Raw genomic sequence first — 14,774 nt, 5'->3', positions numbered from 1 at the left:
ACCCGACACGGAACGGGCGCGACCTGCGTAAGATGGGAGTGCCTATCCCGCGAGGACTTTTTAAATGCCAACGAACGCCGAATCGCCGAACCAGCGCACGTCCGCGTCCGGGTACGACCTGACTCCACCGAGTGCGGTCGAGCGCGAAGAACTGGCCGCGTCCCTCACGGCCGACGAGCGCCGGGTGATTCTGTACCAGGGCACGGAGGCGCCGTTCTGTGGCGGGCTGCTCGCCAACAAGGACGCCGGCGTTTACCACTGCCGGCTGTGCGACCTTCCGCTGTTCCGCTCGGCGACGAAGTTCGAGTCCGGGACGGGGTGGCCGAGCTTCTATGCGCCCTTCGACCCGGATCACGTCGCAGTTCACCGCGACACCAGCCACGGCATGGTTCGCGACGAAATCGTGTGCGCCCGGTGCGGCGGGCACCTCGGGCACGTGTTCCCGGACGGTCCCCGACCCACGGGTCTGCGGTACTGCCTCAACTCGGTTTCGCTGAAATTCGTTGTCGACGGTGACGCCCATGCCTGAGCTTGCTCCCTTCGCTCCCCGACGGGCGCTCGGCGGTACCGGGTTCGTCGCCACGGTTCTCGGGATCGGCGACCTGGCCGACCGCAACGTGCCGATCGAAACGTGTGTCGCGACCGCGTGCCGCGCTCTCGACGCGGGGCTGAACGTGATCGACACGGCCCCGAACTACGAAGACGGGTACTCGGAACAGATCGTCGGCCGGGCCGTGCGCGCCGTGCGCCGCGACGCGGTGTTCGTGATCGACAAAATCGACCACCACGACCGACCGGTCGGCCCGCAAATCGATGAGTCGCTGGGCCGGCTCCGGCTCGATTTCACCGACGCTTTCGTGTTCCACAACCTGTCGTCGCTCGAAGTCTTCAACCGCTTGTGCCAGCCCGGTGGCGGGTTCGACCAGATCGCGGACGCGGTGAAAAGCGGCAAGAGTCGGTTCCGCGGGATCTCGTCGCACAACCCGGACGTACTCCGGGCGGCACTCGAAGCGGGCGTGTGCGACGTCGTGATGTTCCCGCTCGGCCCGTTCGTGGATTCGCGATATGTGACCGAAACGCTACCGCTCGCGCGGGCACGCGGGGTCGGGACCGTGTGCTTCAAGACGTTCGGCGCGGGGAAGCTCGTCGGCGACACGACCGGGTACAACCAGCCGCTCAAGTCGCGCCCGCGGGGGAAGGTGTCGAGCGGGGGAACGGACGACACCGAGGCCGTGTTACCCCGGCTGACCGTGGCCGAGTGCCTGCACTACACACTGACGCTCGACCCGGACGTGGCTCTGCTCGGCCTGAGTTACCCGAACGAACAGGACGCGGCCTTCGCCGCCGCCGGTTCCTTCCACCCGCTCACAGCCGACCAGATGAGCGACATTCAGCACCGCGCGAAGGACGCGCGCCGCGACAAGGGACCGTGCTGGTGGAACCCCAATCCCGAGATGTGAAACGGGATAAGCCGGAGAATTTCCCGTCGCTGGTTTTTGTGAGGCTGGGTTTGGGTACTCGGTCTCGCAGAGCTTAACTGCTGAAAGATAAAGCATTCGCACGATTCGACTTCAAGCGGCCAATTCGGTTACTGCACTCTTCTGCGATCCTCTGTCTGCGCCTTCATCGGGTACTGTTTCGCACGAAGCCGATGGCGTGAGCAGTGCGCCCGAAATCCGGTGGAACGTCGTGATCCGCTTCTAGTTAGCACCGATCATCCATTGTTTCAGTTCTGGGCTTGAACGCGCTCCCGGGCGGCAGGCAGGCACGCGCCAGGGAACCGCTGCCCAGGTCGCGCTTACTCCGGTTGGAAAATTCGCGCCGAATGAGATTGACCCGCCACACCCCGACCGTTACCCTACCCCTGGCTAAACACCGTCTGGCACACAAGCGCCAGACTCTCACCTCTGGAAAACGCCAGAATATGTCGCTCACGATCCGCTCGCTCGCGTCCCGTCTGCGCCAACGCCTCACCCAGATCACCCAGAAGAGCCCGACCCCCCGGACCGCCCCGCGCCACCGGGCGCGGCTCGGTCTCGAACAGTTCGAGGCCCGTGAAGTGCCCGCCGCGTTCACCTGGATGGGGTGGAACCAGGCGACCAACACGTTCAGCACCGACGCACAGGTGGCGAACAACTGGTGGGTGGCGGAGGCGCCGGACCCGGACCTGCCGGGGCCGGTCACGACCGGCCCGGCGAACCGCCTGCCGGGTAACGGCGACGACGTGACGATCCCGGGGGTCGGGGTCGTGATCCCGGGCGGGTCCACCTACTACCCGGACTGCAACGGGCTGATCGTGGCCGGGGGCGGGGCGTTCCAGTCGCTCACGATCCTCAACAACTACACGGGCACGGTCACCTTCGGCGGGGCGATCACGACGGGCGCGTACTCGCAGGGCGGCGGGGCCATTTCGCAGCCCTCCTCGGGCACCGACCTCACCGTCACCAGCACTTTCAACTGGTCCGGCGGGACGCTCAACAGTTCGACGAACCAAGCAATCGTCCACCTTCGTGGCGCAACCGGTACAATTTCCCCGGGCGCGGGTAACGTAATCACAACCGGTAGCACATTGAGTTTTGAAAATAACGGAACAGTAGGAAGCACTGTGACTTTCAACCCCGGCGAAGTCGACTTCGCTGGGGGTACCGGTATTGACGTAAATGACCTATGTTCGGTAAACATGGCACCAAAGAAAACGGCTGAGATTCGATTTAAAACTACCGACGGGAGGAACCCTAGCGACGGGAAGAATATAGTTTTGAAGAATGGCAGTACCTATCGGATTTTTGGCGAAAACGATTTCCCTGCCACTGGCGAACCGACGCTTGCGGAGGCGATTAGCGATATTCCGATGGTTATGAATACGGGTTCCAAATTCACTATTGAAGCTGCTGCTTCCGCACGCTTTGAGAAAAAATCGGCTGGCTACCAGCTAGACGCTACTAAATTTGGTTCAATCCTTCAATTCGGCGGATTGCTGTCTATTGAGAGCGGTTCAGAGTTGTCTGTAGAAAAGGGCGTGCAGATGCTCGGCGGAACACTTCAGACAACGGCCCACGCAACGCTCGCTGCGGCAAAGCAGGTCGGGGCAATTTGGGGCAGTCTACGTATTGACTCGATCACTAATGGCCCAGCAATCCAGATTCTAATCAATGCAGGAAGTACACCGCACAAGCGTGGATATCTTTCTGTCTCTGGTGATGTCAAATGGAATGCGGGTACATACAAGCCAAATGTCGATGCGTCCGATAGTTCAAATGTTGACGCATGGATTGTGTTGGGAAGTGTTACGATCGGGAGTGCCGCAAAAATTGCTCCCGTAACTCAAAATTTCAATAGTGCAGCAGGTCTTCCCGCTAACTACCGGGCCAAAGTTTTTGTTGCTAACGGTGGTATTACTGGAATCCCCGCAGTCGAAAGCACTCAGCCGAGTTATCAGTTGTTCGTTCTTCAACCTGGCGGGAACGAACGAGATCTGGCACTCGGGCCGAATTAGTAGTTGAGATGTTCTTTCAATTCCAGCGACGAACTAGCATTCTCACTAGTTCGTCGCTGGAATTATATAGGTATACACAGGTGCTGTGAGTTAACGTATTCGTTAGGTAATGACTATTTAAGTTGCTAACACCAGAGGGATCTATGACCTTACAAATAGCGGTAATGATCGCAATGGCCCTATCCCACGATGGTGTCGTAGCACACGCTGCCGGTCAAAGCTTTGCTCCAAAAGGAAAAGACGACCAAAAACCTCGCGTCGGTATCGCTGAGGTGGTTTTGGGAGGAATCGTAACTTCCGTGCGTCAAGACGCTATCACAGTCTCACCGGGCAATAGCGCAGAGACTAAAATCAAATTCAATGATCGTGGCCAGGTTATTGCGCAGGCAGTGAATCTCTCGCCACCGCGTCCCCCCATAACCTTAAAATTGAGTAAGACTCTCTCCTCAGGCGAATACTCAATGCAAGCTGGAATAGCTGGTTCTTACCGCATCAAAGATGTTAAGGTTGGAGATCAGGTGGTCTTAAGTATTTCCCACGTAGATAAGGAGGTCACTTGCACTACAATTTGCATTCAACGACGCCCCGGGGGGAAGGTTCCACCGGCTCCTGGAGACTCTTCTCGTAACCCCCACCCTTGGCATGAACGGTGCAATGCCTTACAGGATCTTGAGCTAAAGGGATCGCCTTTCCCTGAGAAGAAACACGCAAAAATAGATCCCGACATCCTCGTCTTGCCGTGCCAATAACCCTAAATCGCCCCCCCCCCCCCCCATTGGCTCTCTTGTGTCTCCGTAATTATCTCCCTTCGCTTTTTTCTACCATTTCCCCTTCGGGCACTTTTCGGTCCCGAGGGGGAGCTTCGCTTCGAGCAGACACCCGCACACCTCCGGCATCCTTTTCGGCGCCTTGCACTTGCAGTGTTGCCCGTTACGTTTGCCCCGCGTCGGCAGTCTATAGTCACGGAGTTGCTATGCTTCTGGTGCTTCTGGCGTGCTGCTGCCAACTGACGACGTGTGCCGCGGAGCCGGAGCCGCTTTCCGGGCGCCCGCTGAGTGACGAGCGGTTCGGGCTGCTCGACAGCATTATTCTCTTCCACGAGGAATACTACCTCAGCGTGGGCGAGGGCTTTAACGGGAAAGTCATAGCCAAGACCGAGGACACGATCACGATCCAGAAGTGGCGGTCCGTGGCGCGCGTGTTCCGGGTCTCCCCGACCCTCACGTCCGACCGCATCCCGTTGGAGTCCCGTCGTCTGGGGACTGGCCACCGTTTGAGCCACATCCGTATCGGGGATATGGTTGGATTCGACGTAGCCCGCGCGAGGGACGGGTACGTGATCGTGAGTTTTGGGATCTACAGGCGTCCAGGGGGTAAAATCCCAGAAGCCGAGGACGATCATCTCCCAGCTAAGTCCCGGCTCCACAACCGCTGTATGGTGGAGCAGATCGTTGAGGAAGTGCTTGTGCCGAAACTGTTGCCCTTCATGATTACCCGGTTCCTCCATTACGGCGCGTCTCGTCAGTGATCCCCTTCTCCCCTCGGAACGGAATCGTGTCTGAGGGGGAACTTCGCTTCCCGCAGACACTCGCACGCTGAGCGCACCTCACGCAAACTGAAGCGCCTGGCGGGGTCACCGTTGATAAAATTGGTGACACGGCTTAATAACATTAAGTTTATCAATTTAATATAGAAATATCATGGCAATCACCATATACGCGCCAGTGATCTTGGCAATAGGCTTACTGACAACTGACAGCCACATTGCTCAACAGCGACGAGACGCGCCAACAAAACAAGAAGATCCGTGGGACTCGGGACCGCCACCAAATCCAAAAGAGCCGGCCTCTTGGACTTTTACAGATCGACAGACCTCGGGATTCGTGGAAGCCGTCAATGCTCAAAGTATTACGCTTCACTGGCCGGAACGTCGCGTGCTCAAGCTCCGATACGATCCAAAAACCGGACAGCAACTCTCTTGCACGGAGGAGCGGTTTGCAGCAGTGCCTGGAAAACAATTTGCTCTTGACGCAACTTTAGCAAAGGGCAAGTACCTGAACACCGGCTCGCCAGATGACACTTATCGCATTAGAGATGTGAAACTCGGCGATCGAGTTCTCATCACTTTCGATCGTCGAAATGGAATAGACACCTGCAAAACCATTCGCATTATGAGGCGGCCGGGTGGTGATGTGCCGCCGGCCCCGGGTGAAAAGCCGACCGCATTTCACAAGCATCATGAACAAGCGAATGCCGACCAACAATGGGAAGAGGATCGGCTTCCGTACCCGCGTAAATACTGGCCGAGCTACCTCGGGCAAGACGGCAACTTCTACGTAACCCCCTACCCGAGCGACTCGAAAGTGATTGTCGCCATTCCCCCGACTGCGCCGCCCCCTAGAGAGATCAAATCCGCTGTTATGCCAGCCGTGCGGCAGCGATAAAGGCGATCATAGACGTTAGTGCCTCAGTTTGCCGTCGCGTGATCTCGCCTTAACCGTTACCACCTCCCTCGGGAGATGATTGAATGTCACGTACTAGACTTGTCAGCGTATTGCTCTGGTTTCTCGCTGCCCTGGCAGGGGCGACCGCTAACGCGCCGCCCCCCGAGATGGCTCCGGTTAAAGCCAAGCCTGATGAAGTGCCTTCCACGTACAAAGGTGTCGTGGTTGCCGTGACGGATAAAACGGTCACAATCAAACCATCGGGAGATGTCACGATCACCAAAAGTCGTATCGGCGAAAGTGGCAAAAAAGAGGTTGTCTGGGTGTACACTCAGGACAATACAAAGCCGCCGCAGGCGTTCGTTTTCAGCGACGCGGCACTCTGGGCCAACGGGACGCTCCCCCTCGCTAACCGAGCCGGGAAACCCGCCCTGGCGGTTACCTCGAACAGTCGCCTTCACAAGATCTCCGACCTCTGTCTTGGCGACCTTGTTGAGATCACATGCGGCGATGTCGGGGGAACGGTCTACTGCAACGAGATTGCGATCATCCGCCGCCCGGGTGGACAGGTGCCCCCGGCCATTGGCGACGACACGTTGCCGGTGTCGGACCGCGTGTGCACCAGCGCAACGCCGCACAAGCGAGAGAGGAACAGATCGTGCGACACCTGTCGCGTCTGATGTCCCCGTTCCTCCCGTGACAATCACACGGCCCCGGTGCTAATTTGAGCGCCGGGGCCGTGTGATTGTCTTCCTTTTGCCACTTCTCTCGCGGAGCGATTCGCCTTACAGTGTCGGGCCGGTATCACCGGGGAGCATGATCTTGCGGATCAGCTTGATCGGCAGCCCGCCCTGGCGCACGAACTCGTCGTGGAACGTCTGCAAGCGGAAGTCCGCGCCCTTCGCCTTCTTGTAGTCGTCGCGCAACTTGTAGATCTGGAGCTTGCCCAGCGTGTAGTAGAGGTACGTCGGGTTGTACGATCCGCGGCGCGCCTCCTGGAACGCGGTTTCCGGCTCGATGTACCCCTGCTCCACGAAGAACTTCTTCCCCCGCTCCACGGTCCAGCCCTCCGTGTGCAGCTTGATCCCGACGATGTACCGGCAGTCGCGCAGTAGCGCCTCGTTCAGTTGGGCGAGCCGCACCTTGGGGTCGTCGTCGCCGTATCCCTCTTCCACGATCATCTGCTCCGCGTAGTGCGCCCACCCCTCAACGTTCGTGCCGCAGGTGTACAGTTTCCGCACCTTCGTCGGGTACTGCTTCGCGTAGAGGAACTGGAGATAGTGCCCGGGGAACGCTTCGTGGATCGTGATGATGTCCATCCCCGTCTTGTTGAACTGCCGCATGTGCTCGACCTTCCGGCGCGCCTCCCATTCCGTTTCCGGCGGGGTCACGTAGTAGAACGCCTCGGTCGCCTTCGTCTCATACGCGCCGGGCGTGTCCATCGACGCGAACCCGCCGGTGCGCATGAACGCGGGCGTCTCCGCGATCGTCGGCCGCACTTCTGACGGTACGGTCACGATCTTCTTGTCGACGAGGAACTTCCGGGTGCGCTCGATGGTCCCGCGCGTCGCGCCCACGAGGTCTTCCGGCTTCGGGTGATCCTCGTTCAGCGTCGCGAGCACTTCGGCGGGCGTCCGCTTCGGGTCGATCTTCTTCGCGGTGGCAACGAACGCTTCCTGATCGCGCTTGAGGTTGGCTTCGCCGATGGCGAGCAGCTTGTCGAGCGGAACGTCGAGCATCTCCTCGGTTTCGAGCTTCTTCACGAACGCCTCAGCCCCGATCGCGTACTTCCCCTTCGATTTCGGCAGCAGTTCCGTTTCGATCCACTTCGCCGCGGCCTCGAACGCTTCGATCACCGGTTTGTTGGCGGCCTCGAACTCGGCGAACAGTTTCTTGTCTTTGCCCGCGGCATCTTTGGCCCACGCGGGCAGATCATTGCGGAAGAAACTCACCGAACCCTTCGCCACGATGAGACCCAGGTCGGTGAACTCCTTCGGCGGGTTCTCCACGTTCGTTTTCATCGCACCGAGCAGTTGCGGAGCGGCTTTCAGGCGCCCGATCACTGCTTTGAGCCGGTCCGCGGGCGGGGCGAACGACCGCTTCATCAGCATGTCGATCCCCTCGGCCGGTTTGCCCAGGTACACAACCGGGTTCCGCTTCCAGTCGCGCACGGTTTCGAGTTCCAGCAATTCGGCGCGAATCGCGTGGTCGAGCATTTCCGCGTCGATCGCTTCGTCGGCGGTCAGTTTCCCGGCACGAAGGGTTTTCAGGCGCTCGTGGAGCTTCTTGAGCACATCCGCGCGGTGGGTAATGTTCGGGGCACTCAGGTCGGCCAGTTTCTCATCGAAGTCGTGGATGCCCGCGTAGGTCGCTTGGTTCGGCTCCCACGCGAAGAGCGCGGCATAGTAGTCGTCCACGAACGCTGCGAACCCGGCCGGCGCGGGCGTATCGGCGGCGACGGGTTGCGGGCGCGAAATCCCGACAAGCGCGACGAGAAGTAAACCGGCTAGAGCCGGGAAGCGGAGTGCAGTCACGAGTTGCTCCGGGCTGGGAACGTCTGCGGAGAGGCTGAAGTGAGAATACGCCCGGTGGGAGTGGCGCCGCAACTGATATTCGCGCCGACTTTGTTTCGCGTGAAATCGAGCGAACTGGGGATCAGTGATTTCTGTAGCCGGGCTCCGTGAAGTGGAGGTATTCGCTGCGTGGTTTGTGTGCTTGTTTGGTGGCACAGGCCTCTGGCCTGTGTGAGCGCCTCCACAGGCCAGAGGCCTGTGCCACCAAACCAAAGACCAAGCACATCAATTCAACGCTCTCATTCGGCTGGTTTACAGGCGCCGGAGCAGACGCGCCGTGATCCACATGCCCGTCAGCGTGAACAGAACGGTCACGCACGATGCCGCGGCAAGGAGCGGCGTGTCCTTGTCGCGTGCTTCTGGCCAGAGGGCCGCGGGGAGCGTGCGCGCACGCGGCGTTCCCAGGAAGACGGCGAACGTGAACTCGTTTACCGACAAAATGAACGCGATGATGGCCCCCGCCAGGACCGCGGGAGCGATGAGCGGCAGCGTCACGCGGCGGAACGCGGTCCACGGTCCCGCTCCCAGTCCGCGTGCGGCGCGTTCCAGGTCGGGATCAGCGCCGGTCAGTGCGTTTCGTAGCAGCAAAAACACAACGGGCAGGCTGACGAAACTGTGCGCAGCGGCGAGCGAGTAAGCCCGACCCTGCAAGCCGGCGAGCATCACGAGCGGTAACAGCCCCATCGCCAGCACCACCGCGGGCACAAACATTGGCAGCATGACCGCACCGCTGAGGAGGTTTCGACCGCGGAAGTGGAACCGCGTGACCGCGACCGCCAACCCCAACCCGCCGACGAGCGACCCCGCGACCGAGATCACTGCGACTTCGGCCGAAGTCTGAAGCGCCCGAGTCCATTTCGTGGAGCTGAAGAACTCGCGGTACCACCGGACCGACCATTCTTCAGTCGGCGGTTCCAGTAATTCGCTCGGCGCGAACGACATCCACACCGCACACACAAACGGTGCGGCGAGTGCGAGAAGTGTGAACCCTCCGAGCACGCGACCGAGGAGCCAGATTGAGGAGGAGACGCGGTTAAGCACGTGCCTCTCCTATCCGGCATAACGCACGTGCGGGTCGCGAGTAGAGCGCGACGCACACGGCCACCGTCACAAGGCTCAGCACTGCTGTTGCCGCGGCCCGCGGCCAGTCACCGTAACCCAGGCTGTCTTTCTGCACTTTCACCGCGAGCGTCGCCTGTTCCGGCCCCCCGAGCAAAAGCGGACCGACGAACGCGCCCAGCGCCCAAATCAGGCACAACTGCCCCGCAATGGCGACACCGGGCAGAGACAGCGGCAGCGTCACGCGGCGGAACGCGGTCCACGGCCCCGCTCCCAGTCCGCGTGCGGCCGCGGTCAGTGTTGGGTCGATGCGGTCGAGGGCGGGTACCAACACGAGCACCGCATAGGGCATGATGAGGTACGTTTCCGCCACCAGCACGCCGAACAGGTTGTGTGTGAGCAGAATTGGCTCGGACGTCAGCCCCAACGCGAGAAGCACGCGATTCACGGGACCGGTGTTCCCGAGCAGCAGGTTCACCCCGTAAAGCACGACGAACACGTTCGTCAGTTTCGGGAGGATCACCGCGCCGAGTGCGAGGGCTTTCGCGCGCTGAGGGAGCGAGTGAATAAACAGCGCGAGCGGGTAGCCGATGGCCACACTCAGCGCCGCAACTGCGACTCCCAGAATGATTGTGAACGCAACGATTCCCCGGCCGTATCGCTCGCCGAGGAGTTCGGAGTAGGCGCTGAGCGTCCACGAATCGGGACGGTAGAAACCCGTCCCTCCCGTGCTCTCGTAGAGGCTCGTGCGGAGGAGAATGAGAACTGGTCCCGCAAAGAGCGCGAGGAGCAGAATCAGTGCGGGGGCCGCGAGCAACCACGGCACGACCGAGCGAGTGGAGTGCGGCGTCACGACTTCCGCAGGATCTCCTGCTCCCACGTCTTCTTGATCTGGTCCCAGTCCTTGAAGTACGCCTCGTAGGGGAAGTACTTCATCGTGCGGAACTGCTCGTCGGTCGAGGGGTACGTTTGTGCCCACACCGCGTTTTCTTTCGCGACCTCGCGCGCGGCCTCGACGTGCGACGTACCCGCGCCGCGCTCGGCCATCGCCGCTTGCACGTCCTTGGTGAGCAAGAAATCGATGGCGGCTTCGGCCAGGTCTGCGTTCGGGGTATCGGCCGGGATCACCCACATGAGCTGCACGAACGCGCGGTCGGCTTCGGGCGTCGTGAACCCGACTGTGTCGATTTTGTCTTTCGGCATTTGCAGCATCGTCACGCTGTGGGCGTTCCCCGCGGCGAAGTTGCCTTGCAACAGATCCTGCAACATTTTCGGGCCGGTCGGCCACCAGAACCGCACGCGGTCGCGCTCGCGCTTGGCGAAGTCGAGCACGCTGCCGATGTCGTCGGTGAGCATCTGGTGAGCGGTGCCGGGCTTTTTGTCCGCGGCGGCCTTCATACACGCGAACGTGTAGAGCGACATGTAGAACCACTCGTACAGCGCGATTTTGCCCCGCAGGTCGTCGCGCATCAGGTCACCCCAGCCGGTCAGGGGTCTGCCCATTTGCTTGCGGTTCCAGGCGAGCGTCATCGCGGATTCGTGGAACGTGACGCCGTACCGCTCCTTCGCCACCCAGTTATCGAGTGCCCCGGGCGCGAGTGCCTTGTGGTTCGGCACCTTGTTGAAGTCGATTTGGCGGAACATCCCGCTCTTGATCGCCGGGTACCCTTGCGTCGCGTCGGTCAGTACGAGGTCGAACGCGGGCTGGCCCTTGGGGGACGTTTTCAGCTTGGCGATCGAGTCTTCCCATCCGGGATCGAGCACCACCGTCGCGCCGGTTTTGGCTTCAAGCGGCTTGGCGAACAGATCCTCGAAGATTTTGTCCAATCCCGAGTACACGAAGACCGTGAGCGTGCGCCCGCTGAAGTCGCTTCCGCGGGGTGTGGGGCTTGAGCACCCGCCGAGCAGCCCGCCCGCGCCGAGCGCTGCGCCCACGGTTTTCAAGAACCCGCGCCGGTTCACATCGTGACTGTTCATAGGGCGTCAGTTTATCAACCTCACCCCCGGCAACAAGCAACTGCGCACGCACCGAGTGCAGCGGGGTGTGTTGATAGTGAAATTTTGTCTAATTTGGGTGTTGTGTTCTTTTGTCTACTGCGTTAGGATTGCGGGTGTAGGTAGCCGTGGGCTTACACCCGCTCGTTAGCGATTGCGGTTCGCCCAAGCTCTTGGCGAACGGCCGGTGGAATTCGGGAAAGATAACAATGTGCACATGGGTCATTTGTGACAACATCTTGCTGCCAATGAGTTTGAGATGATTCGTGTCGGGCCGTGTCGGGCCGGAAATGTTAGCAAATGTTAGCCGCAGGCGGGATGGGAGCGACCAGGAAACATTGAAAGAGAGGAGTTTTGACAGGATTCACAGGATCAACCGGATCAAGAACAGATTGCGAACGACACCCCATCTCGGGATGAGGTGAACTGTCAGTGCAATCCTGTTAACCCTGTCAAAACGTTTGGGCATTCGCAATTTGTGACCGCGGTCACTCTTGACGCGGTTCGACCCGAAAACCGAGACTACAAGCACACACTGTCGATCCGTTGAGGGACGTCCGGATGCGCATCTGCCTCTTCGAGGATCGCCGCGCCGCGGACTTGCGCCCACTCACATTCACGCGCCCCGCGTCTCACTTACTCTGTGGGTTAACGACACTCGGCGCGAAGCAGGCACGATACTTCGGGGCCAATGTCGTCGGGCACCTGTGCCGGCCCGTGCTCGCCGAATGGCTCCGCGCGAGAGAGGACGCCCCGGTCAATGATCCGATCTGGCTCCGCGCCGGCCCCACGGTTCTCGTGAACGGGCGCTGGCTCGCGCCGCACACGGCGCCCATTGCCCTTCAGGATTGGCTCGCCGACGGGCCGTTCATCGGCACTGCGAACGGGGAGATCGCGTTCGCCGCGCTCGACCAGCGCCGGCTCCAGGCGGTTTCGCCGGCCACGGTAGAAGACTGCCTGCGTGACTGGGCGCAGTCGCTCCCGTGCCACGAGGTCGGCGGAGCGCTGATCCGCTATTCGTGGGAGCTGATCGAGCACAACAGCGCCGAAATCGCGCGCGACTTCGAGGTCGCGTGCGACCCGACCGAGATCGGGGATCACTCTACCGACATCACGCTCGTTGGTCCCGGCGACCGGCTGTTCATTCACCCGACGGCGCGAATCGATCCGCATGTCATCGCCGATACGACCAACGGGCCGGTCGTGATCGGTGAGGGCGCGGTGGTGACCGCGTTCACGCGCCTCGAAGGGCCGTGTGGGATCGGCCCGCACACACACGTCCGCAACGCACAGATCCGCGGCGGAACGAGCATCGGGCCGCACTGTCGCGTGGGGGGCGAGATCGAGGCGAGTATCGTACTCGGTTACACGAACAAATCGCACGACGGCTACTTGGGTCACAGCGTCATTGGCGAATGGGTGGACATCGCGGTCGGTGTAGTCGCGGCCGATCAGCGGTGTGATTTCGGGCCGATTAGCGTGCCGGTGAACGGCGCCGAAGTGCTCACGAACCGCACGAAAGTGGGGAGCGCGATCGGCGACCACGCGAAGATCGGTGCGGGGGTGTTACTCAATTGTGGATCGTCGATCGGTGCGTTCGCTCAGGTGCTACCGACCGGAGGGCTCGCGCCGCGTGAAATACCCGCGCTCCACGAAGTGGGACCGGGCGGGTTGAAGTCGCTCGACGCGACGCAATCGCTCGCGGTGACCGAAACGGTGGTGCGCGAACGCGGGGACGAGCCGGTTCCGCAACTCAGTGCCCTGTACCGCGCACTGGCGGGGATGCCAGAGCCTATCTCCGAGGTCGCGCCGCTCATGCCACCCGCGCTCTCGCTCCGGAAGATCGCGTAAGCTACGTGCGGGTGTGCGTGAGCTAGTTGTGAAGGCTACTTTTTGTCCGGACCTTTGTTCATACCCGCGACTGTAGCGCGGGTCGCGCGGATGCGGTCGAGCAGGTTCTGCTTGGCGATGCTGGCCGGGTCGAGTGAGACGCTCGAAGACGGTGGCGTTTTGGCGTCGAGCGCGAGCTTCGCCGCGTCCGCCTTGTCCTCTTGCGTTTCGCCCTTCGAGAGCCGGTCCTCGGCGTCCACGTAGCCGGTTTCGCCGTACATCTGCTTCAGCTCACCGAGCCGCACGACGCGCTCGAGCCGGACGTACCCGATTTCCTCGTAGGGCACGAAGAACGCGCGCCCCTCGTCCGTGGTGCCGCCCTCGCGCCCGCGGAACACGAGGTACGTTGGCTCGAACCGGACGACCGAGTCCACTGAGAGCACGAACTGGTTGCGGAGGACCAGATTCACCTGCGGGTGCGAGGTTTCTGGAATCCGTTTGAATAATTCCACACAATCTTCGCGACGCATGCACTCTCCGGTTCGGGCGACCGACCGGTGGCACCGGCCGGAACTGGTTAGGTCCGCGTGACTTCGAGGCTCACCGGCGGGCGCGTGAGCTTGCGGTAGAGCCACACCTGGGACGCGCCCGCAGCGATACCGCCAACGGCACACACACCGCGCCAGCTCATCCACCCGAGCAGGTGTTCGAGTGGCGATTTCGGGAGCGTCATGCCGTCCGGTGCGGACAGCCGGGCGGCGGCGCGGGCCGAGGCCATGTCTTCAAACACGCTGAGCGTGAGCGCGAGCGCGGCCGTTGCAGCGAGCACCCCGGCCAGCATCACCAGCGGGCCGCGTGCCAGGCTCCATGCGTCGCGCTGGTACGGCTGGAGCTTGTGCCCGTCGCCGAGCCGGCGCCAGAGTTTCGTGAAGCACAGGTCCGCGGCCTCGGGGCTCGCAAACACCACAGTCAGCCGACTCGTGCCCAGGCCGTTCACGTATTCGACAACGAGCGAGTTCGAGAGCAGGTCGAGTTTCAGGTTCTGGACCGCGACCAGCTCCACGACCACCGCGAGCGGGCCGAGCAGTTCTTCGAGGTTCCCTCCGGCCCCGATCGCGGCGAGCAGTTCCGCCTTCGGCGCCCCGGTGGGCGGCGCCACATAGAGCCGATCGAACGTGAGAACGACCAGCGAGTGCGACTTCACTTCCGGGTGGACCCACACGCGCCGGCGCGAGGCGCCGGGGAGGGTCGTGTCGAGTGTGATCGCGTTCGCTGCGCGCATGGAGCCGGGGGTCGAGTGAACGAACGGGACCGCGAGCGATCCCCACCTGTAATCGGTAGCACGCGACGGGGGGTGGGTCAAATGTCCGGAGAAGG

General features: G+C 61.4%; 13 protein-coding genes. 7 read left to right on the top strand and 6 right to left on the bottom strand.

Annotated elements, in window-relative coordinates; all coding sequences use genetic code 11:
• The first annotated feature begins 64 nt into the window (after positions 1–64).
• The 6 genes from msrB to VT84_RS34810 all read left to right on the top strand — a co-directional run bounded on the left by msrB (position 65) and on the right by VT84_RS34810 (position 6,620).
• Entirely contained in the window at positions 65–529 is a 465-nt protein-coding gene (msrB, locus tag VT84_RS34830; protein ID WP_052550406.1) for a peptide-methionine (R)-S-oxide reductase MsrB, read from the top strand.
• Entirely contained in the window at positions 522–1,460 is a 939-nt protein-coding gene (locus VT84_RS34825; RefSeq protein ID WP_082842780.1) for an aldo/keto reductase, read from the top strand. The genes msrB and VT84_RS34825 overlap by 8 nt, the downstream gene beginning before the upstream one ends.
• A gap of 464 nt (positions 1,461–1,924) precedes the next feature.
• Positions 1,925–3,496 carry a hypothetical protein gene (locus tag VT84_RS34820; protein ID WP_082842779.1) on the top strand — a complete coding sequence of 524 codons (1,572 nt, stop codon included), beginning with the start codon at positions 1,925–1,927 and terminating at the stop codon, positions 3,494–3,496.
• 973 nt (positions 3,497–4,469) lie between these two features.
• Positions 4,470–5,024: a hypothetical protein gene (locus VT84_RS34815; protein WP_082842778.1), complete on the top strand. Its 555-nt coding sequence runs from the start codon at positions 4,470–4,472 to the stop codon at positions 5,022–5,024.
• A 172-nt stretch (positions 5,025–5,196) separates the two neighbouring features.
• On the top strand, positions 5,197–5,940 hold the full coding sequence (locus VT84_RS39270; protein ID WP_157470180.1) for a hypothetical protein: 744 nt from the start codon (positions 5,197–5,199) through the stop codon (positions 5,938–5,940).
• Between the two features lie 83 nt (positions 5,941–6,023).
• A complete protein-coding gene (locus VT84_RS34810; protein WP_157470178.1) occupies positions 6,024–6,620 on the top strand; it encodes a hypothetical protein in 597 nt (198 codons plus the stop codon).
• Between the two features lie 105 nt (positions 6,621–6,725).
• On the opposite strand, the gene VT84_RS34805 is transcribed toward VT84_RS34810, so the two are convergent.
• The 4 genes from VT84_RS34805 to VT84_RS34790 form a co-directional block, all read right to left on the bottom strand.
• Positions 6,726–8,474, bottom strand: coding sequence for a DUF885 domain-containing protein (locus VT84_RS34805; protein WP_082842776.1), 1,749 nt, complete (start codon positions 8,472–8,474; stop codon positions 6,726–6,728).
• A 291-nt stretch (positions 8,475–8,765) separates the two neighbouring features.
• The gene (locus VT84_RS34800) at positions 8,766–9,554 is read right to left on the bottom strand and encodes an ABC transporter permease (RefSeq protein WP_239465565.1); all 789 of its coding nucleotides are present in this window, start codon (positions 9,552–9,554) and stop codon (positions 8,766–8,768) included.
• Positions 9,547–10,425: an ABC transporter permease gene (locus VT84_RS34795; protein ID WP_052550475.1), complete on the bottom strand. Its 879-nt coding sequence runs from the start codon at positions 10,423–10,425 to the stop codon at positions 9,547–9,549. The genes VT84_RS34800 and VT84_RS34795 overlap by 8 nt, the downstream gene beginning before the upstream one ends.
• The gene (locus VT84_RS34790) at positions 10,422–11,549 is read right to left on the bottom strand and encodes a PotD/PotF family extracellular solute-binding protein (RefSeq protein WP_157470515.1); all 1,128 of its coding nucleotides are present in this window, start codon (positions 11,547–11,549) and stop codon (positions 10,422–10,424) included. Before VT84_RS34790 ends, VT84_RS34795 begins: the two co-directional genes overlap by 4 nt.
• A 579-nt stretch (positions 11,550–12,128) precedes the next feature.
• Between VT84_RS34790 and VT84_RS34785 the strand changes: the two genes are divergently transcribed.
• The gene (locus VT84_RS34785; RefSeq protein ID WP_082842775.1) at positions 12,129–13,418 is read left to right on the top strand and encodes a putative sugar nucleotidyl transferase; all 1,290 of its coding nucleotides are present in this window, start codon (positions 12,129–12,131) and stop codon (positions 13,416–13,418) included.
• Between the two features lie 35 nt (positions 13,419–13,453).
• Here the strand turns inward: VT84_RS34785 and VT84_RS34780 are convergent, their stop codons facing one another.
• Complete coding sequence (locus tag VT84_RS34780; RefSeq protein WP_082842774.1) at positions 13,454–13,927, bottom strand: hypothetical protein; 474 nt, start codon at positions 13,925–13,927, stop codon at positions 13,454–13,456.
• Positions 13,928–13,974: 47 nt separating this feature from the next.
• A complete protein-coding gene (locus VT84_RS34775) occupies positions 13,975–14,679 on the bottom strand; it encodes a hypothetical protein (protein ID WP_082842773.1) in 705 nt (234 codons plus the stop codon).
• Positions 14,680–14,774 lie beyond the last annotated feature (95 nt).

It is taken from the genome of Gemmata sp. SH-PL17, from assembly GCF_001610855.1.
GTDB lineage: Bacteria > Planctomycetota > Planctomycetia > Gemmatales > Gemmataceae > Gemmata > Gemmata massiliana.
The sequence above is the reverse complement of the archived record's forward strand: the minus strand, read 5'-3'. Positions and strand labels throughout refer to the sequence as shown.

Coding starts and splice junctions, on each gene's coding strand:
- VT84_RS34785 (WP_082842775.1), top strand. CDS start 12,129: ATGCGCATCTGCCTCTTCGAGGATCGCCGCGCCGCGGACTTGCGCCCA.
- VT84_RS34825 (WP_082842780.1), top strand. CDS start 522: ATGCCTGAGCTTGCTCCCTTCGCTCCCCGACGGGCGCTCGGCGGTACC.
- msrB (WP_052550406.1), top strand. CDS start 65: ATGCCAACGAACGCCGAATCGCCGAACCAGCGCACGTCCGCGTCCGGG.
- VT84_RS34780 (WP_082842774.1), bottom strand. CDS start 13,927: ATGCGTCGCGAAGATTGTGTGGAATTATTCAAACGGATTCCAGAAACC.
- VT84_RS34820 (WP_082842779.1), top strand. CDS start 1,925: ATGTCGCTCACGATCCGCTCGCTCGCGTCCCGTCTGCGCCAACGCCTC.
- VT84_RS39270 (WP_157470180.1), top strand. CDS start 5,197: ATGGCAATCACCATATACGCGCCAGTGATCTTGGCAATAGGCTTACTG.
- VT84_RS34790 (WP_157470515.1), bottom strand. CDS start 11,549: ATGAACAGTCACGATGTGAACCGGCGCGGGTTCTTGAAAACCGTGGGC.
- VT84_RS34815 (WP_082842778.1), top strand. CDS start 4,470: ATGCTTCTGGTGCTTCTGGCGTGCTGCTGCCAACTGACGACGTGTGCC.
- VT84_RS34775 (WP_082842773.1), bottom strand. CDS start 14,679: ATGCGCGCAGCGAACGCGATCACACTCGACACGACCCTCCCCGGCGCC.
- VT84_RS34810 (WP_157470178.1), top strand. CDS start 6,024: ATGTCACGTACTAGACTTGTCAGCGTATTGCTCTGGTTTCTCGCTGCC.